Genomic DNA, 20,872 nt, shown 5'->3' on the forward strand with positions numbered 1-20,872 from the left:
TCCGACTGTTCTCCAGGGCCCTACTCCCGCCTCTCGTCGACGCGGTCTCGTGAACCGCTCCTGTAGACGCAGTGCAGGACTGTTCCCCCTGGTCTATGCCGGACTCTACCCCGGTAAGGACGCCGAAACCGCGACTCTGCGACTGTATATCGCGCCTCGTGGCGCAGTGCCGAGCCGCAACACCAGAGCGATCGACTCGGCCTCGTCCAGTTCCGCCAACGTCCGCAGCTCGAAGTTCAACTGCTGCAACGTCTCTGCGTGGGTCGGAGACAATTCTCGGTGCTCGTCCATCGTGCGCGCGTAGAGGAACGGTGGTGAGACGGGTTGAACTGCCAGTGCGTGCAGATGTGAAGTCACCCAAACGTTCTCCGTTGCAAATCCACCCCGGATGTAATGCGCTGGAGTCGATCCGGGCACCACGATCACTGCGAGCGCGGAGCTCGCCGATACCCGATCGCGCATGTCGGTGGCCAGAGCAGCGCCTGCGTTCCAGGCAGACACGAGCGCCATGACGTCGGGCCGCCCGATGATGTCCAGCGTGGACAGGTCTGCGGCGTCGATGCCGAGGCTGGCGACGTCGATGCCCCGATCCGGGTCCGGATCGCCTGCCCAGCGCAGTTCGGAGAACATCTCTCGGTGCAGATGCGGCGTGAGATACCGAATCCGGTCGGCGGCCGCGAGAATGTCCGCTGCCGCGGTGATGGACTCGCGCGCCGTCAACAGCACGGCACGTCCGCCTTCGGCGGCTGCGGCCGCAACGAGATCGGCGACCACCGCATCGTCCAGCGTCGACGGTGACCCGAGCTCGCGGTCCGTGGATCGGGTGAGCACGGCGTCGAGGAGGCGTCGATCGGTGATCGGCCCGGCGGTACCGTCGCGCAACGACAGCTCGACCGCCTCGTCGGTGATCTCGATGCCGGCGAGCGTGCCCTGGGCGTCGGCGGCTACGCGCGCGTTGAATCCGGCTGCGCCCACAGCGACGAAGCTGCCGCGGTACGCGATATCGAGAGTGGACGTTCGGGATCGATCGACGTCGACCCGGAAGGTCGGCCCGTTCGAGGAGAAGGTCCACGGCTGACTGTTTCCACCGGAAGGCGCTCGGCGTGCTGCTTCGAGTATCGAGTCATGAGAATCCACGCTCTGCGGACCGGCCGCATCACCCGAGTCGACCTGTCTGCGGGTGGGGGCCGGCGTGTTCAGCCCGTCGAGGTGCACCTCGAGATCGATGCGGATACGGCCGGACGGTAGGTGCGCTCCGGTCCCGAAGCGTCGGACCGCCGCGGCGATGGTGGCACCCCCGAGTTGGACGTCGCCGCCCAGCTGGGGCCATGTCTCGATCGTTTCGCCCACCTCCACCATCGAGGCCGCCATCCGAGCCGAGAGCAGGGAGGCGTCGAGCTGATCGAGGACGATGGGAATCTTGTCGCGGGTTCCGAGTCCGTGCAGGCCGGCGGACTCGATGTCGCCGAGTACTCCATGAAACACCGGCCGCTGTGGTTCGAGGTCGAATCGCTCGACGTCCAGCAGACCTCGATCGGAGGTCTCCATCAGTACGGGGATTCGACGCGACCTGGCCGCCTCTCGTGCGCGGACCTTGATGTCGAGGGAGTCGCATTCCTCGACGAGCAGGTCGAGTCCGTCGAAGAACTCGTCGATCGTGGTCTCGTCGATCCCGTTCCGAAAGACCTCCACCGTCAGGTACGGATCTATTTCGGCGATTCGCCGGGCGGCGACGATCGCTTTGTTGACACCCAGATCGATGATCGACGCCGGAATCCTGTTGAGGTTCGACAGTTCTATCTCGTCGAAATCCGCGAGGCGAAGAGTTCCGCAGATTCCCTCGAGTGCAAGAGTGTGCGCAATGGCGTGTCCGACGCTCAAACCGATGACGCCGATCGTGAGATCTCCCAATTTCTGCTGTTCCTCGAGAGTTATCTTGTTTCTGTTTCGGTCCAGTCGGAGGTGCCGATACGAATTCGGACCGAGAACGGCGACGACGGTATCGCGCCACGGGAAATAGACCCACCTGTCGCTTTCGTCGAGAAGGCTCTGCTCAGGGCTCGGCAACAATGCATGCAGTCCGGCTCGCTGAGTGGCGCGTTCGTCGAGAACGGTGATCGAGGTGTCACCCCGTAGCTCGTCCAGGGCGGCTCGCTGTGTGGCGACCGTCTCGTCGAATATCACAGGCTGCCAGCTGTATTCGGCAGTGTTCGGAATCGTCACGACGCCACCGCCGAGTGCAGGTTCTTCGACGTGCCGTGCTGCGCGAGCAGCGAGACCGTGTTGCGTTTCATGCGCCGCCACGTCTCGAGTTCGGCATCGAACGCGAGAGTCGTTCGGTCCCACCAGAACACCTCGGTTCGGTATCGGTCGTCGGGGTAGGGCACCGGTTCGATGTGCGTTGCGATCGCTGCTCCGGTGCGCAGCCACGCGGCGCGGACGTGGGAGGCGGCAGTGGCCAGCGCGTAACGAGCGCCCAGCAGTGCTGTGCTGTACGCCGGTGACTGCGCGATCATGGTGGTGACGGCGCGGCCGCGGGGTGCTCCCGGGGCAACCCACGCCGACTTGATCTCGACGACCCCGTCCTCGATGCGGCTGTCGAGCATCGCGCGAACGCGGTGTCGGCCCTCGGGATGCGCGGCGAATTCGACGAGTGCGTGTGATTGATCGGCCGAAGAATACGGCCCTTGAACGCGAACTCCGCCGAGGATCGTTCCGGTTCGGTCGAGAGCGGCGAAGAACAATGCGGTGGTCCCGCCGTCGCGAATTGCCGATATCTCGAGCGCTGGTGTCACGTCGTGGCGTCGATAGCTTTCTTCGGCACCGTCGAGAAATTGCGTCCACAAAGCGGGACTTCGGGTGGGAGTCGTGGCCAGAATGTGGCACTGGGAGGGATGATCGAAGTACGAAGGAACGTCGATTCGAATGCGCTTGGGTCGAATGTACATAGGGGCTCTTCCTGAGGGAGTGTCACCGAATGTGAGAGGTGTGACCGATCGATTGTCCGACTGTTCGGTCCGCACGTACCTGTGGAAGTGGTCACTCGGGTGCTTCGCGTAAGGCCCGTGAGGACCAGTAGCCTGCAGTGGTGCTGCTCTCCGACCGTGACATTCGTGCCGAAGTGACCCTGGGCAACCTGGCGATCGATCCCTTCGATCCGTCGATGGTGCAGCCGTCGAGCGTCGATGTGCGACTCGACAAGCTGTTCCGGGTGTTCAACAACACCCGGTACACCCACATCGATCCGTCCCAGCAGCAGGACGAGCTGACGACGTTGGTGGAGCCACGAGCGGGTGAGCCGTTCGTTCTTCATCCGGGGGAATTCGTCCTCGGTTCCACTCTCGAACTGACGACGTTGCCGGATTATCTGGCGGGTCGACTCGAGGGGAAGAGCTCTCTGGGCCGGCTGGGACTGCTCACCCACTCGACGGCAGGATTCATCGACCCGGGATTCAGCGGCCACATCACGTTGGAGTTGTCCAACGTCGCCAACCTGCCGATCACGCTGTGGCCGGGAATGAAGATCGGGCAGCTGTGCCTGTTCCGGCTGTCGTCACCCTCGGAGAATCCGTACGGCAGCGCTGCGGTCGGCTCCAAGTATCAGGGGCAGCGTGGTCCCACTCCGTCGAAGGCGTATCTGAACTTCATCCAGTCGGACGTGACATAGACCAACGTTCGGTCTGTTTTCTTGGACGAAACCTGGTGAGTTCCCGGTTGTAGCGGTATTCTGGTGCTCGAACGTGGGTTGGGGCCTACCAGAATGAGGTTTCTCGTGTCCGCGGTACCCGATCCGTCCGTGCTCGGCGCTTCCTTGGGGTCGAGTGGCGTCCGCAGTGTGATCAGCGACAGCTCGGGTGTCGACACGGTGCTCCACGTCCTCGAACCGGTCGCCACCGGGCCTGCGCCCAACGGTCTCGCCCCGGATCCTTGGGATGCCGTCGTCGCCTCGGTGCACAGCACGGCAGACGAATACGCGTCCGCTCGCCACTACCCGGTGCTCGCCCTTCGGGAGAGCGATCCCGACACGGCCTTCCGCGAGGACTTCTCCGACGGCATCGTGCTCGTATCCGAACTGGGTGCGCAGCTGGGCGCGTTACGAGAAACCGGAGTGCTCGCCGGCGAGCGTTGCGTCGCGCTGTTCGACGTCGGCGCATCCGGCACCAGCGTGTCGGTGGTCGACGTCGAGTCCGGTCGCGTCCTGGCCTCGCATCGCACCGAAGAACTCCGCGGCGACGACTGCGACCGTGTGCTCAGCGACCACCTGATCGAGACGTTCGGCGCGGCGGAGGCGTTGACGGTGGCAGCTCGTCGACATCTTGTGCACGACGTGCGAGACGGCAAACACCAGCTGTCGATCCTGCGCAGCGTCTCTGTCGTCGGGCCGTTCGTCGGCGGTCGCGCCTCGTTGTGGCGACACGACCTCGACGAGCTCATCGGCGACGCCGTTCGTGCAGCAGTCTGCGCTGCTGTCGACGTGCTCGAGTCCGTCGCCGCGAGCGGCGTTCACGTGGAGGCGATCGTCGCAGTCGGCGGCGGTGCCAACATGCAGATCGTTCGGCAGACACTGTTCGACGCCCTGTCGTTGCCCGTCTACGTTCCGGAACGGCCGGAATTGTTGGCTGCCCGTGGGGCGGCCGGGATCGCGCGGACCGTGGGAGCCAGGCCTGCACCGGCCCCTGCCGTGACCGCCGTGACCGCCGTGACCGCCGTGCCCTCCCGTCGTCCGCGGCACAGCGGCAGCCCGTCTCGGCGAATGGCCAGGGCCGCGAAGTCCCGCCGCGTCGGGGGCGCACTCGCCGCGCTCGTTGCGGTGTGCGTGGCCGGAACCGTGGTCGCGGCAGCGGCCCGGACCACCGACGACACCCCCGAACCGTCGATCGCGACCTCCCAGAACGCGTCGCCCTCCGCCCGATCGCAGGTTGTGATGCCGGCGGTGGACGGCTCACCGTCCGTGTCGACGCCGCCCTCGGTGCCGGCCACGGACGTGGCCGCGTCGTCCTCGACGTCTCCGACATCTGGAGTCTCGACGTCCTCTCCTGCACCCACCTCGCCGAACAGTGCCGAGTCACCGCCTCCAACCCGCACGATTCCTGACGTCACTGTCCTTCGGCCCGCGCGTGAGGGCACTCGAGTTCCGACGACGACCACGGCTCGGACCACCACGACGGCTCCGATTCACCCCACGACCACCACTGTGCCGACCACCACTGTGCCGACCACCACTGTGCCGACCACCACTGCGCCGACAACCACTGCGCCGACCAGAACGACGTTGCCGCACACCACCACTCGCGCCTCGACCCCGACGAAACCCACGATCACCACGCCTCGGCGACCGTAGACACCGCCGTTCGATTCGCCGTGGCGGCGATAGATCTACGGTTTCGACCGCCACGGGGCAGCGTCCTCGAGGCAGGATGGTCGGTATGGAGTCACAGACCGAGCGCGAAGACAAGTTCGATGTCGATGCAGACTTCGAGTTCCCCTCCCTCACCTCGCTCGTTCCTGCCGACGGCGCGGCGGTGGAGACCGACACCGAACTGGTCAGCGAGTACTTCGACACCACCGGTCACGATCTGCTGCGTCGGGGAATCACCCTTCGGCGACGCACCGGAGACTCCGACAACGGTTGGCACGCAAAGGTTCCTGCGGAGAAGGCGCGAACCGAGATCAGGCTTCCGCTCGGCCACGGCGACCCGCAGGTCGTGCCCGACGAGCTGGCCGACGTACTGCGCGGGGCGGTCATGGGCAAGCAGTTGTCGGCTGTCGCCACCCTGACGACGCGTCGGAAGATTCGTACCGTCACCGATGCAACCGGAGCCGTCGTGGCCGAATTCGCCGACGACGCGGTGTCGGTCGTCCTGATCGGCGGCGCGACCGGGCCGCAGTGGCGTGAGGTGGAGGTCGAGCTCGGGCCCGCCGGCTCGGAATCGTTCCTGAAGAAGGCGAGCAAGGTGCTTCGCGCGTCGGGTGCGACGCCGTCGGCACATCCGTCCAAGTTGAACCGTGCGCTGTCGGTGATTCGGGAGGAGCCGGCGCACGACGGGCTTCGGTTGCTCGTCGATTATCTCGACGAGCAGGCGCAGGCCATCGTGGCCGGCGACGTGTATCTGCGCCGCGGACTGGATCCGATTCACTCCACGCGGGTGGCCATCAGGCGCTATCGCAGTACGCTTCGCGTCTTCGGTAGCGTGTTCGAGGACGAGCCCGCGGCCGCACTCGAAGCCGAATTATCTTGGTATGCAAGCCTGCTCGGCGAGGTGCGGGATCGGCAGGTGCAGCGGGCGCGGTTTGCAGCGGCGCTGCGAGACCTTCCGTCGGAACTAGTTCTGGGCCCGGTGGCGTCGCGTATCGAGAACGACCTGCTGGCCGAGCAGATCCGACACCGCGAAGCCGCGATGGCCGAGCTCGACGGCGAGCGCTACCGAGAGTTGCTCACGACCGTGGCTGCCTGGTCGAGGGGATTGCCGATCGATGGCGAGGTGAGTGAGCGGTTGCTGATCAAGCTGGCGCGCAAGGCCGGTAAGAAGGCCGTAGACCGCACCGAGAAGGCTGTGCGAGGCACCGACGACGAGGAACTGCACCGCGCGAGGAAGGCCTCGAAGCGGGCTCGGTACGCGGCCGAGTTGGTGGCACCCGTCGTGGACAAGAAGGTGTCCAAGTCGAATATCAAGAGATACAAGCAGATTCAAGAAGTTCTGGGCGAGCATCAGGATGCCGTCATCGCGGCGGAGATTCTGCGCACCCTCGGGGCTCGAGCGGGAACCACCTCCGGCGAGAACGGGTTCACGTTCGGACTCCTCTTCGAGCGTGAGCGCCGTGCAGCCGAACTAGCTCGTGACGAGGCGAGCAAGCTGGAGTTCTGACCCCGCACACAAACCGTCGTTTTCCCCGTTTGTGCCCTCGAAGTGTACTGTGAGGCCGAATCGAGTAGGGGGGTCGACGGGTATGTCCGTTGCGTTGGGCGTTCACGTCGGAACCGACGAGATCTCGGCCGTCTTGGTCGAAACCGATCTGCCCGGTCTGGGCCCGGTCACCTCGCGACCCGTGTCGATCGCCGCTGCCCCCGGCGGAATCGGTGACGCCGTTGCGACGGTTCTCGGAATCATGCGTGTACAGGCAGCTCAACGAGACCTGATCGTCGACGGTGCCGCCGTGGTCTGCGACAACCTTCTGCACGGCGAGATCGTTCGGGCCGCGCTGGCCGACCACCGCGTCGTCGACGTCGAGGTCTTGGCGATGGACGATCCGCGGTTGCCCGACGAGTACCCGTTGGACGTGGCCGCCGCCGTCGTCGGTGCCGCGTCCAGGACGGGCCGCCCGACGGGTGACGAGATCGCTGCGGGGCAACCCGGCTTGGACGATCGGGCCGGAGAATTCGATGCTGCGTCGCGGGGATCTCGATGGACCATGGTCGGATTGGGTGTGGCCGTGCTGGCTGCTCTGAGTGGGGCAACCGTGTGGGCGTTCTCCTCGCCCGCGCCGACTCAGGACGCAGTACTCGATACCGCAGATTCCAGCATCGCCCCATCGGCGCCCGGTCGGCCGGCGTCGAACGCCGGGCCGGTTGTTCCTGTGGCTGGGCCGTCCGCGGTTCCACCGATCGGCGCGGGTGTTCTGGATGTGTCGACCGTCGGCTCCGGGTCGGGCGACATCTGGATCGACGCGGTCCCGGCGGCCCCGAGTGCGACGTCGAACGCACCGAGTTCGTCGTCGACGGGACGGGGCAACTCGGGTGGCGGCAATTCCGCCCCCGGCGGTCGGGATACGAAAACAGAGATCTCGAAGCCCGAGACCGAGACTCCGCCGACCGACGACGAAACCACAGCTCCCACCGATACGGACGTCCCCGATCCCACGGAACCGGGTCCGACCGAGCCCACGGAGCCGACGGAGCCCACGGGGCCGACCGAGCCCGTGGAGCCCACGGAGCCGACCGAACCCACGGACCCTTCGGGGCCGACGGATCCCGCGCCTCGGACGGAGGAACCACCTGTCATCGATCCGGCCGAGTGACGATTTTGTCGATAATCCGTTGTGAGCGAGCGGGTTCGCTACTTCGAAAAGTCCGTGGTGTGACAGGTGTGTGAATTCGACTCGGACACCTGAACTTCTGCTCGAGCCTGGCTACCATCGGGTGATCGACCAGTAGACGGTGAGTTCTCGGTGACCGACAAATCCGCAGTAGAACCGGTGACGCGCACGACCATCGACAGGGCGGTGGGTGTCCTCATTGCCTTGCGCGGCTGCAGTCCGGATGAGGCGTTCGCCGAATTGGCAGCGCACAGTTTCCGTTTCGATGTTTCTCTCGTGCAGTCGGCTCGATCCATCGTCACTGCGGCACGAGGAATGGACTCCGACAACGGCGTGGGCTGTGCCGCGATGTCGTCGGCGCAGGAGGAGTGGGGCTCGTTGCTCGCCGACCGTCGGGACGGATTCGGGCACGTCGCCTGACCCAACTCGTCGCCCGAGTGGTTGTAACGAATCCCAAAACAAACCGAAAGTTGAATAGAACAGGGCATTTACCGACTCCTCGACGGTTCGAGGCGCTACGATCGCCAGGTCGGAGTAGCTAGGCGAGTCGAGGGAACATGAGATCTGTCCTTGGTGTCTCGGTGGGTTCAGCCATTGCCCGGGGTGTAGCCCTGGATGCGTCGGACGAGTCGGTACGTTCTGCGCACGTCGTGCGATCGTTCGATCCCGACGACCATCTGCAGGTCGCGCTCGATCTGTTGGATTCGATGTCGCGGGATCAGATGGTGGATCGACCGGACATCGTTCTCGCCGTTCCGGACGATCCCGGTGCGCGCGGACGCACGTCGGCGTATTCCACGTACGAGGCCGATCGTCTGCTGGTGGCGTCGGAGCTCGGGGCACAACTTCGGTATCTACGCGGCACGGGGATGCTCGAGGGTGCGCGCACCGTGGCCGTATGCGACATCGGAGCGTCGGGAACCACCGTGTCCATTGCCGACCCTGCCACGGGAGCGGTGCACAGTTCGGTCCGCACCACGTTGTTCGGCGGGATCGGGTGTGACGCCCAGATCTCGCGTTACCTTCTGTCCGTCTACGGGGCAGACGAATTGGCCTCGGAACGGGCCCGCGCGGAGTTGCTGGTGTCCGTTCGCACGGCACGCGAACAGCTGTCACGCCTGCGGGTGGCCGAGGTCGCCGGGCCGTTCGTCGGCGGACCGGTCCGGTTGTGGCGCAACACGTTCGACGATGTTCTCGAGCGCAGTATCCGATCGCTGGAAGATTGGGTGGCCAGCATCATCGTCGACGCACCCTGCGCCGTGAATGCGTTGGTGATGGTGGGCGGATGCGCCAACCTGCCGTCGCTTCGTCGGATGTTTCGACGCGATCTGATGTTGCCCGTCATCGCGCCTGCCAATCCCGAGTCCCTCACTGCGCACGGGGCTGCCCTGATGGCGATCGATGCGGTCGCGTCGCGCCAACACCGTCCGCGCGGCGCGATGAGCAGTGCGTCGGTGCTGACGCAGCCGGCCGCGATGGTGGGCATGGTGGGGTACCGGGACGCCCCGCGGCACCGTTCTGCCTGAGCCCCTTCCTGGCCAACGTGCGTCGTCGTTGGGTAGGTTGCTCGGGTAATGATGAACAGTAGGGACGAGACGGTGGGGCAACAGTGGCAGAGCAGGTAGCGGAGTCCGGCGCAGCAGCATCCGATGCGGGAGCATTCGATCCGGCGGAGCACGCGCGCAGCATGGTCGGGTATCACTACCGCACCGAGGACTACTACGAGGTGGGCCGCGAGAAGGTTCGCGAGTACGCCCGTGCCGTTCAGGATTTCCACCCCGCCCACTGGGACGGCGATGCCGCAGCAGCGCTGGGCCACAGCGCTCTGGTGGCCCCGCTGACGTTCATGTCGTTGGTCGGCACTCTGGCGCAGAAGAAGCTGTTGCAGTCCATCGCCGAGGGCTACGACCTCAGCCAGATTCTGCAGACCGATCAGGTACTGGTGTTCCAGAAGCCGATTCTGGCCGGTGACCAGTTGACCTGCGATGTCTCCCTCGACGCGTTCAAGACGGTCATGGGTCGAGACATGATGATCACCAAGAACGTCGTGTCCAACCAGAAGAACGAACTGGTGCAGACCACGTACACCACGCTGCTCGTGGGGCGATCCGGCGAGATCGATCCGGCCATCTCCGAGGCGGCTCGCAACATCGTGATGTTCGGTGCGACGACCGACACCAGCAGTGCCGAGGCGAGTGAGCACGACACCCTGTCCACTCCGCAGGAACACGAGCCGCTCATCGTCGAGGAGTACCGGGGTCAGCCCACTCGGAAGTTCGACGAGGTGAATGTCGGCGACGAGTTGCCCTCGCGCACTGTGCGTTTGACTCGCGGAGATCTGGTGAACTACGCCGGCGTCGCCGGTGACGCGAACCCGATTCACTGGGACGAGAAGTTCGCCAAGATGATCGATCTCGAGAACGTCCTGGCGCACGGGATGCTCACCATGGGTGTCGGCGGCGGATTCATCAGCGAGTGGCTCGGCGATCCAGGCGCGGTGAAGGACTACACCGTTCGATTCACCACCCCGATCCCGGTGGACACACACAAGCCGGCCGAAATCGTTTTCGGCGGCAAGATCAAGTCGAAGGACGAGGAGTCCCGTACGGCCGTCATCTCGATCGGCGCGACCTTCGAGGGCAAGCGAATCTTCGGCCACCGCGCTACTGCGACAGTGCAATTGGGCTGAGCCTGTTGCCGCGTATCGGCTCCTCGGTTTCGGATTTCTGACTCCGATCGGCGTCGGGTTTCCGAATGTGGGGAGCTGATGTGTGGGTGGGGGCGTGGATGTGTGGGTGGGGGTTGCAATCTACGCCCCGGTTCGGAATTTACGCCCCATGCGGGGGGCGTGGATTGCTGCTGGGGGCGTAAATGTGTCGGCTGAGCCACGCCGTCGAAGCGGTGTGACCCGAAGAAGGCACTTGCGCAAATCAGCGAACGATGTCCATGCTCGGGTCGTTCTTGGGTTTGTGGTCCCAAATGGAGGTGTCGGACTCGAGGGTCTGGCCCTCATGGGTGGGTTCCACCGGCTCCGGTAGTTGTCGCCACTGTGCCCGCGGGGCGTGCTGAGGTTCGATGCTCGATTCATCGTCCATGGTGGTCAAGCTACCCGCCGTAGCGGCGCAGCCGCACTCATTCCCAGCTGGAGACAACCTTGCGCGTCGGGCGTTCGTTGCTGTTGGAGAACAGGTGTGGGCTTTTGCTCTTGATGTATTCGACGTCGGCGAACACGGCGCGCAGGTGCTCGCGCATCGACTGGGCGGCGGCCTCGAAGTCTCGGGCTTCGAGGCCGTCGACTATTGCGGTGTGTTGTTCGATGAGGTCGGGGATGGGACGGGTGTCGCGCAGTCCGAGTCGTCGGGCCCGGTCCAGATGAGCTTTCGCGGATTCGACGGATCGCCATGCGGCGGAATGTCCTCCGGCTGCGAGGAGTAGCTGGTGGAATTGCTCGTCCAACTCGAAGAATTGGTCCATGTCGATTCCCGGCTCGGCCTGCGCTGCCAGATTGGCGCGCAACGCAGCGAGGTCCTCGTTCGAGCGAGAGGTGACTGCATCTTTCAAAGACGCGGTTTCGATTGCCTCCCGGACGAATTGGGCATCGGCAACACGGTCGGTGTCGACCCGCGAGACGAAGGTGCCGAGTTGTGGGAAGACCTGAACCAGACCCTCTTCGGCCAAGAGGATCAGGCTTTCGCGGACGGGCGTGCGGCTCACGGACATTTGCTCGGCGAGGTCGTTCTCCGACAGCGGGCTACCCGGGGGGAGCGTCAGCGACACGATGCGTAGGCGCAATTCTCGGTACGCCCGCTCCCGTGCGGTGACTTTCCTGCTGCTCTGTGTGCTCACCGGTCAAGACTAACGTGACCTCGTGGGTGACCCACAGGGCCGAAGCCTTGACGAAGTGCTGGCCGTCACTAGTATGGTAGTACTGATATTCAAGGCACTACGGCGGAGGCTCTACAGCGATGGCAGTGATCAGCGGCAACGACGAGGCAGCCGTCCTACACGGTCCACGTGACCTGCGGGTCGAGAAGATCGACCGTATGCAGGTCGGCGACGGCCAGGTCAGGGTGGAGGTACACGGCGTGAGCCTGTGTGGCTCCGACCTGCACTACTACGCCGACGGCCGCAACGGCTCCAACTCGCTGACGCAGCCCACCGTCTTGGGTCACGAGGGATTCGGGGTCGTCACCGAGGTCGGCGCGGGCGTGCCCCAGGACCGGATCGGCCAGCGAGTGGCCATCGAACCCGCGATTCCGAACGGCACCTCACCGCTGAGCCTGAGCGGTCACTACAACGTCTGCCCCAGCGTTGTCTGTTTCGGATCCCCACCGAACCACGGACTGCTGCGGCAATCCGTCGTTCTCGCAGCCGAATTCGCGCACCCACTCCCGGATTCGATCGGCGACGACGTCGCTGCGCTGATCGAGCCCCTGGCCGTCGCAGCGTGGGCTGCCGCACGGGTCGGGTCGGTGCTGGGCAAGCGCATCGCGATCACCGGTGCCGGGCCCATCGGTCTGTTGGTTCTGCAGACGGTCATCGCCCTGGGCGCGTCGGAGACGACCATCACCGACGTCGCACCAGCTCGACTCGAGGTCGCGGCAGCGCTGGGTGCCACCACGACAATGCGTTCCGGCGAAGACGCACTGCCGGAAGGCGCTTTCGACATCGCCTTCGACTGCTCGGGACATCCCGGAGCCATTGCCGACGCGGCACGCTCACTCGGCCCGGCAGGCATTCTGGCGCTCGTCGGCGTGCCCGGACGCGCGTCTGCCGAATTCCCCATCGGAGCAGTGCAACGCTGGGAGCTCGACATCCGCGGGTGCTTCCGTTACGGCCCCTCGGCATTCGCCGACGCGATCGCACTCGCCGGATCGGCGCGAGTGGACCTCGCGGCACTCGTCACATCGACGTACCCGTTGGCCGAATCTGCCGCAGCGCTCGAGGCCGCGCTCGCCGACCCCACCCAGCTCAAGATCGTCATCGACACCACTTCGCAAGGACCGCAATGAAAATCATCGACGCCACCGTCATCGTGACGGCTCCGGGCCGCAACTACGTCACGCTCAAGATCACTACCGACGAGGGCATCGTCGGGTGGGGTGATGCGACGCTGAACGGACGCGAGCTCGCAGTCGAGTCGTACTTGAAGGACCACATTGCGCCACTCCTGATCGGACGCGATCCCCATCGGATCGAAGACATCTGGCAGTACCTGTACAAGGGTGCCTACTGGCGACGTGGGCCGGTGACCATGACGGCCATCGCAGCCGTCGACGTCGCACTGTGGGACATCAAGGGCAAGGCCGCCGATATGCCGGTCTACCAGCTCCTCGGTGGTGCTGCACGAGACGGGATCATGGTCTACGGGCACGCCAGCGGCGGTAGCATCGAAGAGATGCTCGACGACGTCCAAGCGCATCTCGACAAGGGCTACAAAGCAATTCGTGCCCAGTCGGCCATTCCCGGTCTCAAGAAGACCTACGGAATTCCGGTCGACGGCTTCTACGAACCCGCATCCGGCGCTGCGCCGCAGGAAGATTCGTGGGATACCGCCCCGTACATGCGGTTCGCACCGCAGATGCTCGGTGCCGTGCGCGAACGTCACGGGTTCGACTTCCATCTCCTGCACGACGTGCATCACCGTCTGAGTCCGATCGAGGCCGGACGCCTGGGTCGCGACCTCGAAGAGATGCGGATGTTCTGGATCGAGGATCCCACTCCAGCCGAGGATCAGAGCGCCTTCGCCACCATTCGCCAACACACGACCACCCCCATCGCCGTCGGCGAGATCTTCAACTCGATCTGGGACTGCCAGGATCTGATCACCAACCGGTGGATCGACTACATCCGAGCGTCGGTCTCACACGCCGGCGGCATCACCCATCTGCGCAGAATCTTCTCGTTGGCGGATCTCTACGGCGTTCGGTCCGGATCTCATGGTGCGGGCGATCTTTCGCCCGTCTCCCTCGCAGCCGCATTGCATGTCGATCTGTCGATCCCGAACTTCGGCGTGCAGGAGTACATGGGTCACGTCGACCCGACCGGCGATGTGTTCCAGACCAGCTACACCTTCACCGACGGTTTCATGCACCCGGGAAACAAGCCGGGCATCGGCGTCGAGGTGAACGAAGAGGCCGCCGCGAAGTACCCGTACAACCCCAAGTATCTGCCCGTCAATCGCCGTCTCGACGGCAGCATGCACGATTGGTGAAGCGCCACATGACCACAACGCAATTCGATGTCGTCCTGCTCGGCGAGCCCCTCGTCGAGGTCTCGACCACCGAGGCCTTCCGACACGGAGCGCACGGGGTGCTCGGGGTGTCGGGAGATGTCGTCAACGCAGGTGCCGCTGCCGCGGCCGCGGGTGCCTCGGTCGCGCTGATCGCGCGGGTATCCGACGACGAGCTCGGCGACGCCGTCTGTCGGCGAATTCGTGAACTCGGTATCGACGACACCTACATTCGGCGAGTTCCCGGACAGCAGGGTGTCTATTTCCTGCACATCGATCCGGAGGGGAATCGCCAGTTCTCCTATGCCCGAGCCGGATCGGTGGGCAGTCAGCTCGATGTGGCAGACCTGCCCGAGGGTGTGATCGAGCAGGCGGGTGCCGTGCTGGGCGGCGGAATCGCTGCGGCACTGTCGCCGACGCTCGCCCGCACGATGCTGCACGCGGCGCAGCGCTCGGGCAGATTCGTCTACGACCCCAACTTTCGCCCCAGGTTGACCACGGCCGACGAGGCCCGCGCATTCCTGCAGAGCGTTGCTCCCTGTACCGAGGTGATGGTGCCATCGGCACCGAGCGAGATCGAATTGCTCCTGGGCACAACCGAACCGGAGGCTGCTGCAGCTTTCCTGATGGGCTGGGGTGCACGTTCCGTGGTGGTCACGCGAGGGTCCGAAGGGTCCAGCATCTTCACCGCTGCGGGGACGTCGCACCAGCCGGTGATCCCCGCGCTCGAGGTCATCGATCAGACCGGTGCCGGTGATGTGTTCGCCGGCACCCTGACGGCGCGTCTCGCTCTCGGCGACGATCTTCGCGAGGCGGCGGCCATGGCAGCTGCTGCGGCATCGCTGAGCGTCGGCGGGCGGGGCGGCACCGGTCTCATCGCACCGCTGTCCGAAATCCGACGTCACAGAGAACGAGTGACGACATGACGGTGGCCACGCGATTGTCCGATGCGACCGCCGAGGTCGTTCGTCCCACCGCCAGCGGAATCGTGCATCTCGGCGTCGGGGCATTCCATCGGGCGCATCAGGCCGCGTTCACCTACGAGGCGGCGCTGCTGACCGGTGAGACCAATTGGGGCATCACCGGTTTCACTCAGCGCAGTAACACCGTGGTGGAACAGCTTGCCCCACAGGACGGGTTGTTCACCCTGGTGCAGAAGGGAACCGAGGAGACGACGGCGACCGTCGTCGGTTCGATGCTCGACGTACGGAACGCGGCCGCTGACCCCGGCGCGGTTGTCGAGGCCATCGCCGATCCCGCAACGCACATCGTCACGCTGACGGTCACCGAGAAGGGGTATCGACTCGACCCCGCGTCGGGTCGATTGCGCCTGGACGATCCGGAGATCGCGGCGGATCTGGCCGGCAGGCCGCCGCGCACCGTTGCCGGACAGTTGGTGGCGGGCTTGGCTCGACGCATGGCGGGCGATGCGCCTCTCACGGTGTTGTGTTGCGACAACCTACCGTCGAACGGGCGGATTCTGTCCGAACTCGTCAGTGCTTTCGTCGAGGCACGCGGCATGAACGACGGCCTGGCCGAATGGATCTCGCGTCGAGTCACATTCCCCAGCAGCATGGTCGATCGAATCGTGCCGGCTACCACCGATGAGGACAGGGCGGACAACGAACGAAGAACGGGCCTGCGCGACGACGCCCTGGTGGTGTGCGAACCCTTTCGGCAGTGGGTGATCGAGGACGATTTCGCGGGTCCGCGACCGGCGTGGGAACGAGTGGGCGTGCAGTTCGTCGACGACGTGGAGCCGTGGGAGACCATGAAGTTGCGCGTCCTCAATGCCACTCATTCGGTGTTGGCCTACCTCGGAATTCTGCGTGGACACAACACCATCGCGGAGGCGGTCCAGGATCCGGAGCTCGACGAGATATGCCGGGCCATGGTTCTCCGAGATGTTGCGCCGACGACGGCCGGCGGAATGGACGCTGTCGGGTACGGCAACGAGGTACGCACGAGATTCGGCAATCCGGCGCTGAAACACACCACCCGGCAGGTGGCGATGGACGGATCGCAGAAGCTCGGACCGCGCCTACTCGGAACCGTGCGGGACGCCACAGACGCCGGTGGTTCGACGGACATGCTCGCCCTTGCCGTCGCAGCCTGGTGCGCCTTCGTTCTCGCCGAGACGGAAGCCGGACGTGCACTAGACGATCCGTTGTCGGCGCAGTTGACCCGGGCCGGGTCGGCGTCGGACCTGCTCGCTGTCGAGTCCATCTTCGGGTCCGATCTCGGGCCCACGTCACCGTTCGGCACGCAGGTCGTTGCGTGGACCGACTTCCTACGGACCAACTCGCTCGGCGAGTGGAAACGAGTACTCGTATGACCTTCGAACCCACTATTTCTGGCGAAAGCCTTACCGCTCGCGACGTATTGCGCGTGAGCCCGGTGATTCCTGTGGTGGTCATCGATCGGGTCGAGGACGCAGTGCCGCTGGCGCGTGCACTCTATGCGGGCGGTATCGGCATCATCGAGATGACGTTGCGGTCCGAGGCCGGGCTCGGTGCCATTGCGGCGATCGCTGCGGACGTGCCGGAAGTGGTCATCGGCGCGGGAACGGTGTTGAACCGCGACGATGCCATGAGATCGGTGGATGCCGGCTCTAGGTTCCTGGTCTCACCCGGATCGTCGAAGGGTCTTCTCGACGCGGTACGCACGCTACCGGTGCCTGCTCTGTCAGGCGTGTCGACTGCGACCGAGGCGATGACCGTTGCCGAGGCCGGATCGACCGAGATGAAGTTCTTCCCGGCCGAGTTCTCGGGTGGCGCAGCGGCACTGGGCGCGCTGGCAGGCCCGTTGCCGCACTTGACGTTCTGCCCCACCGGCGGGATCACTCCGCAGAACGCTGTCGACTACCTGGCATTGCCGAATGTGGTGTGCGTCGGCGGTAGCTGGCTCACGCCGCGCTCACTGGTGCAGGCGGGGGACTGGGCCGCGATAGAGGAACTGGCCCGTTCTGCGAGTGCGCTCGGCACCGCGTAGTTCGGTTCGCGAAGGGTCATTGACGTATTGGTATAACAGTGCTTGTATATCACTGTGGCGAGCGCCACCAACCCTCCTCGATGAGGCACAGGTCTCGCGGAGGCCGCGGCGAACTCGCATCATGAACTCATCGATCATCACCAGCAATGGAGCTTCGGATGTCACAGGACACCAACGAGTCGACGGACGATCGCGGTAACACCGCCGTCCCGACTCGCAGCACTAAAGACCTCACCAAGGCGGCGATGTCCGGTTGGCTGGGTACGGCAATGGAGTTCATGGACTTCCAGCTGTATTCGCTCGCCGCCGCGATCGTTTTCAATCGCATCTTCTTCCCCGACGTGAGCCCGGCGATCGGCTTGATCGCGGCCATGGCCACTTATGGAGTCGGCTACGTGGCCCGCCTGGTCGGTGCCATCTACTTCGGCCGGATGGGCGATCGGATCGGTCGAAAGAAGGTCCTGTTCATCACCATTGCGATGATGGGCGCATCCACCACCCTCATCGGCGCACTGCCGACGTACGACGCGATCGGCATCATGGCACCGATCCTGCTCGTTGCCCTCCGCCTGATCCAGGGATTCGGTGCCGGAGCCGAAATCGCCGGTGCGACGGTCATGTTGGTCGAGTACGCACCGGACAAGCGTCGAGGCCTCATCGCATCGCTGGTCTCTCTGGGAACCAACTCCGGAACCCTTGCGGCCTCGGCTATCTGGGCCCTGCTGCTCGCTGTCCTGTCCGAGGATCAGTTGCTGAGCTGGGGCTGGCGAGTGCCGTTCCTCGCGAGCTTCTTCCTGATGATCTTCGCAGTGTGGTTGCGCTCGAACCTGAAGGAAAGCCCGGTCTTCGAGGAGCGTGCCGACGTGGTCGACGGTGTGGCTCTCTCGCGCGACGAGATCGAGAAGACCGACGAGGACGTGAAGGTCAGCGTTCTCGAGTCCGGTCTCAAGCAGAAGAAGGGGCGCGCGTTCTTCATCGCGCTGGGTCTGCGGTTCGGTCAGGCGGGCAACTCCGGACTGATTCAGACGTTCCTGGTCGGTTACATCGCGTCGACGCTGCTGATCGATCGTTCCATCGCCACCAGCGCGATCGTCTACGGCTCGCTCATCGGATTCGCCACCATTCCGCTCATCGGAATCCTGGGCGACAAGTTCGGCCGCCGTCCGATGTACATGGTGCTCAGCGCCCTCACCATGATTCTGGCGTTCCCGCTGATGCTGATGGTCACCAGCGGCAACACCGTAGCCCTCGTCGTCGCAATGGTTCTTGCTCTGAACCTCGGTGTGCTGGGCCTGTTCTCGCTCGAAAGCGTGACGATGGCGGAGCTGTTCGGCGCACGTACCCGCTTCACGCAGCTCGCGCTGTCCAAGGAGATCGGCGGCATCCTCGCCACTGCCATCGGACCGCTGCTCGCGGCCAGTCTCACCGCGTGGACCGGTAGCTGGTGGCCCATCGCGGCAATGCTCGTGATCTACTCCGCGATCACCCTGGTGTCGGCCTACCTGGCACCGGAAACCAAGGGGCGCGATCTCGTCAGACTGGCCGACGCAGCCTGAGATGTCCGCAGTGGTGCAGTTGAGCCCACAGCTGCACCACTGCAACACAATTGGACACAAAAAAATCGAACTACCCTATTGGCACTCTCCGGTGGAGAGTGCTAATTTGGGTTCTGCACAGTGAAGGGCGGCCCGCCACAGGGGCGGACGCTTCGTCGTACAGGAGGTGGTTGCTGTGCTTCGCTTCGATCCGTTCCGTGACCTCGACTCGATTGCTGCCGGCATGCTCGGCGCGACCAGTGGTTCGGACCGTGCGCCCAGATTCATGCCGATGGATCTGTACAAGCTCGACGACCATTACGTACTCAACGCCGACCTACCCGGCGTCGATCCCGGCTCCATCGACGTCGACATCGACCGCGGCACCCTCACTCTGACGGCACATCGCACCGCTCCGAGTAGTGATGGTGTGCAGTGGCTTTCGTCGGAGCGGTTCGCCGGAACGTACCGTCGGCAACTCTCCTTGGGAGACGGCGTCGACGCGGAGAAGATCTCGGCCTCCTACGACAACGGGGTCCTGACGGTCACCATCCCGCTGGCGGAGCGGGCGAAGCCGCGCAAGATCGAGATCGCTCACGACAACACGCAGAAGACCATCGAGCCGCAGAAGAGCTGAGTGCGCTTCGCGCAGTGGTGCGGCAATGCGCCGCCCAGGGCACATAACCGCACCACTGCCGCAGGCACTCACACTGCGTTGTGAAATTTGTTCTCGGCGGCCAGCATCCCCTCGAACCACCTGTCGAGTGTCTCGTCGTCCACGGCGGCCATCCGGTCGACTTCTCGGGCCAGAGCGTCGACCTGAGCGGCAAACGCTGATCGAGTGTGCATCGCAATCCATTCTTGAAGTGCCGGTTCGCGTTCGGTGGAGAACCTCATCGCAGTTCGGCACCACGACAAGTACAGAGTCTCGGCGGCGAACATCGCTACCAGAGCGGCACTTCTACCTTCTCGCTGCGTGAGTCCGAAGGCATAGTCCGACAGCGCCGAGGAACTCGCGATCAACTCTTCGGTATTGCCGTCGAACGGAAACTTCTCGCGGAGACCGGCGAAGTACGCTCGCTGTTCTCCGACGAGGTTCGACATCGACATCACATGATCCGACGCGTCGTCCAATGACGTCGACTCCGCGACGACCAGCCCCAGAATGCGGACTGCAGTGAGTACGAACGCCTCCTCGATCACCAGGTACCTTCGAAAGTCCTCATCGGAGAGTGATCCGTCCGTCGATTGCACGATGAACCGAACTTGCTGAGCAGCAGCGAGGTTGGGCTGTTGACGCTCGACGAGTTGCTGCGAGCGGGTCACGCGCCGGCAACCCACGTGATCAAGCCGTCGAACAGGTCGGTGTAACCGGGCCATAGTTCGCAGAACTCGGGCGGGGCCCAGTGCGGCGAGCAATCGGAGGTGAAGACCGCGGATCGGCCCGAGCCGTATTCGCCGACCGCGACGAGCGGATCTCCATTGATGGTGGCGGGCACGGCAGCGCCCTCCTTCGGTACCACTCGGTTGTAACCGAGCAAGGCGGGCCACTGTGTTCCGCTGGCACCCAGTGCGGCGTGCGTGCTGTCGACGACATCGGGAACCATTCCGCCGGGAGCCTCGACTCGGTCGTCTTCGGCCAGCAGTGTCACCGGCAATACGTCGGCGAGCACAGTCTGCCGATACGCGGCGCGCGCTTGGAAACCGGAGAACGACAGGTACCCGCCGATCATGATCAGTCCTCCTCCGCTGCTCACCCACTCACGCAGTGCGGCAAGCCTGTCGTCGCCGGCCTGGAAGCGGTCGAACACGTTGGGCGCGAGCTGAATCGAATTGGCTCCGATATCCGACAGCACGATTACGTCGAACTCGGACAGGGCCTCGGCCGTGCCGGGGAATTGTGTGGGAACGAGGTGCGCGGGCATGTGAACCACTTCGTGCCCGCGCGAGGTGAGTGCGTCACGCAGGGGTCCGACCCCTTCGACGTAGGAATGGACGGTGAATTCGTCGACGCCTTTGACGTGGGTGGACGAGGTCATCCAGCTTTCGCCGGCGATCAGAACTTTCTTACCCATGGTGG

At 64.6% G+C, this 20,872-nt stretch carries 20 protein-coding genes; 14 read left to right on the plus strand and 6 right to left on the minus strand.

Annotated features, from left to right (window positions below):
* Nucleotides 1-105: 105 nt before the first annotated feature.
* Together RFA01S_RS06795 and RFA01S_RS27660 are read right to left on the minus strand one after the other, a co-directional pair.
* A complete protein-coding gene (locus RFA01S_RS06795) occupies nucleotides 106-2,217 on the minus strand; it encodes an Rv1355c family protein (protein ID WP_072692037.1) in 2,112 nt (703 codons plus the stop codon).
* A gap of 2 nt (nucleotides 2,218-2,219) precedes the next feature.
* The gene (locus RFA01S_RS27660) at nucleotides 2,220-2,948 is read right to left on the minus strand and encodes a hypothetical protein (RefSeq protein ID WP_051364987.1); all 729 of its coding nucleotides are present in this window, start codon (nucleotides 2,946-2,948) and stop codon (nucleotides 2,220-2,222) included.
* Between the two features lie 140 nt (nucleotides 2,949-3,088).
* Between RFA01S_RS27660 and dcd the strand changes: the two genes are divergently transcribed.
* From dcd to RFA01S_RS06835, 7 genes are all read left to right on the plus strand, one after another.
* Nucleotides 3,089-3,667: a dCTP deaminase gene (dcd, locus tag RFA01S_RS06805; RefSeq protein ID WP_027495411.1), complete on the plus strand. Its 579-nt coding sequence runs from the start codon at nucleotides 3,089-3,091 to the stop codon at nucleotides 3,665-3,667.
* Between the two features lie 105 nt (nucleotides 3,668-3,772).
* On the plus strand, nucleotides 3,773-5,341 hold the full coding sequence (locus tag RFA01S_RS06810) for an Hsp70 family protein (RefSeq protein ID WP_162182861.1): 1,569 nt from the start codon (nucleotides 3,773-3,775) through the stop codon (nucleotides 5,339-5,341).
* An 85-nt stretch (nucleotides 5,342-5,426) separates the two neighbouring features.
* Nucleotides 5,427-6,866: a CYTH and CHAD domain-containing protein gene (locus RFA01S_RS06815; RefSeq protein ID WP_032406223.1), complete on the plus strand. Its 1,440-nt coding sequence runs from the start codon at nucleotides 5,427-5,429 to the stop codon at nucleotides 6,864-6,866.
* 82 nt (nucleotides 6,867-6,948) lie between these two features.
* Nucleotides 6,949-8,016: a hypothetical protein gene (locus tag RFA01S_RS28000; RefSeq protein ID WP_052060397.1), complete on the plus strand. Its 1,068-nt coding sequence runs from the start codon at nucleotides 6,949-6,951 to the stop codon at nucleotides 8,014-8,016.
* Nucleotides 8,017-8,166: 150 nt separating this feature from the next.
* Nucleotides 8,167-8,454: an ANTAR domain-containing protein gene (locus tag RFA01S_RS06825; protein ID WP_027495414.1), complete on the plus strand. Its 288-nt coding sequence runs from the start codon at nucleotides 8,167-8,169 to the stop codon at nucleotides 8,452-8,454.
* Nucleotides 8,455-8,615: 161 nt separating this feature from the next.
* On the plus strand, nucleotides 8,616-9,560 hold the full coding sequence (locus RFA01S_RS06830; RefSeq protein WP_052060398.1) for an Hsp70 family protein: 945 nt from the start codon (nucleotides 8,616-8,618) through the stop codon (nucleotides 9,558-9,560).
* 83 nt (nucleotides 9,561-9,643) lie between these two features.
* Complete coding sequence (locus RFA01S_RS06835) at nucleotides 9,644-10,723, plus strand: fused (3R)-hydroxyacyl-ACP dehydratase subunits HadA/HadB (RefSeq protein WP_032374830.1); 1,080 nt, start codon at nucleotides 9,644-9,646, stop codon at nucleotides 10,721-10,723.
* 241 nt (nucleotides 10,724-10,964) lie between these two features.
* Here RFA01S_RS06835 and RFA01S_RS27665 read toward each other — a convergent pair whose 3' ends face one another.
* Nucleotides 10,965-11,129 (minus strand): hypothetical protein, encoded by a 165-nt coding sequence (locus RFA01S_RS27665; RefSeq protein ID WP_155289045.1) that lies wholly within the window; start codon nucleotides 11,127-11,129, stop codon nucleotides 10,965-10,967.
* Between the two features lie 37 nt (nucleotides 11,130-11,166).
* Nucleotides 11,167-11,880 (minus strand): GntR family transcriptional regulator, encoded by a 714-nt coding sequence (locus RFA01S_RS06840; RefSeq protein WP_032406070.1) that lies wholly within the window; start codon nucleotides 11,878-11,880, stop codon nucleotides 11,167-11,169.
* Nucleotides 11,881-11,999: 119 nt separating this feature from the next.
* Here RFA01S_RS06840 and RFA01S_RS06845 point away from each other — a divergent pair, with 119 nt between their 5' ends.
* The 7 genes from RFA01S_RS06845 (at nucleotide 12,000) to RFA01S_RS06875 (ending at nucleotide 19,429) form a co-directional block, all read left to right on the plus strand.
* Nucleotides 12,000-13,046 (plus strand): sorbitol dehydrogenase, encoded by a 1,047-nt coding sequence (locus tag RFA01S_RS06845; protein ID WP_032406071.1) that lies wholly within the window; start codon nucleotides 12,000-12,002, stop codon nucleotides 13,044-13,046.
* Nucleotides 13,043-14,248: a D-mannonate dehydratase ManD gene (manD, locus tag RFA01S_RS06850; protein ID WP_032374833.1), complete on the plus strand. Its 1,206-nt coding sequence runs from the start codon at nucleotides 13,043-13,045 to the stop codon at nucleotides 14,246-14,248. Before RFA01S_RS06845 ends, manD begins: the two co-directional genes overlap by 4 nt.
* Nucleotides 14,249-14,256: 8 nt before the next feature.
* On the plus strand, nucleotides 14,257-15,192 hold the full coding sequence (locus RFA01S_RS06855) for a sugar kinase (protein ID WP_027495421.1): 936 nt from the start codon (nucleotides 14,257-14,259) through the stop codon (nucleotides 15,190-15,192).
* Entirely contained in the window at nucleotides 15,189-16,601 is a 1,413-nt protein-coding gene (locus RFA01S_RS06860; protein WP_032406072.1) for a mannitol dehydrogenase family protein, read from the plus strand. Before RFA01S_RS06855 ends, RFA01S_RS06860 begins: the two co-directional genes overlap by 4 nt.
* Nucleotides 16,598-17,257, plus strand: coding sequence for a bifunctional 4-hydroxy-2-oxoglutarate aldolase/2-dehydro-3-deoxy-phosphogluconate aldolase (gene eda / locus RFA01S_RS06865; protein WP_032406073.1), 660 nt, complete (start codon nucleotides 16,598-16,600; stop codon nucleotides 17,255-17,257). Before RFA01S_RS06860 ends, eda begins: the two co-directional genes overlap by 4 nt.
* 158 nt (nucleotides 17,258-17,415) lie before the next feature.
* Complete coding sequence (locus RFA01S_RS06870) at nucleotides 17,416-18,813, plus strand: MFS transporter (RefSeq protein ID WP_032406226.1); 1,398 nt, start codon at nucleotides 17,416-17,418, stop codon at nucleotides 18,811-18,813.
* A gap of 175 nt (nucleotides 18,814-18,988) precedes the next feature.
* On the plus strand, nucleotides 18,989-19,429 hold the full coding sequence (locus RFA01S_RS06875) for an Hsp20/alpha crystallin family protein (RefSeq protein WP_027495425.1): 441 nt from the start codon (nucleotides 18,989-18,991) through the stop codon (nucleotides 19,427-19,429).
* A 68-nt stretch (nucleotides 19,430-19,497) separates the two neighbouring features.
* Here the strand turns inward: RFA01S_RS06875 and RFA01S_RS06880 are convergent, their stop codons facing one another.
* Together RFA01S_RS06880 and RFA01S_RS06885 are read right to left on the minus strand one after the other, a co-directional pair.
* A complete protein-coding gene (locus RFA01S_RS06880) occupies nucleotides 19,498-20,118 on the minus strand; it encodes a TenA family protein (protein ID WP_032406074.1) in 621 nt (206 codons plus the stop codon).
* Complete coding sequence (locus tag RFA01S_RS06885; RefSeq protein WP_032406075.1) at nucleotides 20,115-20,867, minus strand: glutamine amidotransferase; 753 nt, start codon at nucleotides 20,865-20,867, stop codon at nucleotides 20,115-20,117. The genes RFA01S_RS06880 and RFA01S_RS06885 overlap by 4 nt, the downstream gene beginning before the upstream one ends.
* Between the last annotated feature and the right edge of the window lie 5 nt (nucleotides 20,868-20,872).

The sequence above is a fragment of the Rhodococcoides fascians NBRC 12155 = LMG 3623 genome, from assembly GCF_001894785.1.
In the GTDB taxonomy this organism is placed as follows: Bacteria; Actinomycetota; Actinomycetes; order Mycobacteriales; family Mycobacteriaceae; genus Rhodococcoides; species Rhodococcoides fascians.

What these genes read in the sequence shown, in the direction of transcription:
- RFA01S_RS27660 (WP_051364987.1), bottom strand. Translation starts at nt 2,948, where the DNA reads ATGTACATTCGACCCAAGCGCATTCGAATCGACGTTCCTTCGTACTTC.
- RFA01S_RS06815 (WP_032406223.1), top strand. Translation starts at nt 5,427, where the DNA reads ATGGAGTCACAGACCGAGCGCGAAGACAAGTTCGATGTCGATGCAGAC.
- RFA01S_RS28000 (WP_052060397.1), top strand. Translation starts at nt 6,949, where the DNA reads ATGTCCGTTGCGTTGGGCGTTCACGTCGGAACCGACGAGATCTCGGCC.
- RFA01S_RS27665 (WP_155289045.1), bottom strand. Translation starts at nt 11,129, where the DNA reads ATGGACGATGAATCGAGCATCGAACCTCAGCACGCCCCGCGGGCACAG.
- RFA01S_RS06845 (WP_032406071.1), top strand. Translation starts at nt 12,000, where the DNA reads ATGGCAGTGATCAGCGGCAACGACGAGGCAGCCGTCCTACACGGTCCA.
- manD (WP_032374833.1), top strand. Translation starts at nt 13,043, where the DNA reads ATGAAAATCATCGACGCCACCGTCATCGTGACGGCTCCGGGCCGCAAC.
- RFA01S_RS06855 (WP_027495421.1), top strand. Translation starts at nt 14,257, where the DNA reads ATGACCACAACGCAATTCGATGTCGTCCTGCTCGGCGAGCCCCTCGTC.
- RFA01S_RS06860 (WP_032406072.1), top strand. Translation starts at nt 15,189, where the DNA reads ATGACGGTGGCCACGCGATTGTCCGATGCGACCGCCGAGGTCGTTCGT.
- eda (WP_032406073.1), top strand. Translation starts at nt 16,598, where the DNA reads ATGACCTTCGAACCCACTATTTCTGGCGAAAGCCTTACCGCTCGCGAC.
- RFA01S_RS06870 (WP_032406226.1), top strand. Translation starts at nt 17,416, where the DNA reads ATGTCACAGGACACCAACGAGTCGACGGACGATCGCGGTAACACCGCC.
- RFA01S_RS06885 (WP_032406075.1), bottom strand. Translation starts at nt 20,867, where the DNA reads ATGGGTAAGAAAGTTCTGATCGCCGGCGAAAGCTGGATGACCTCGTCC.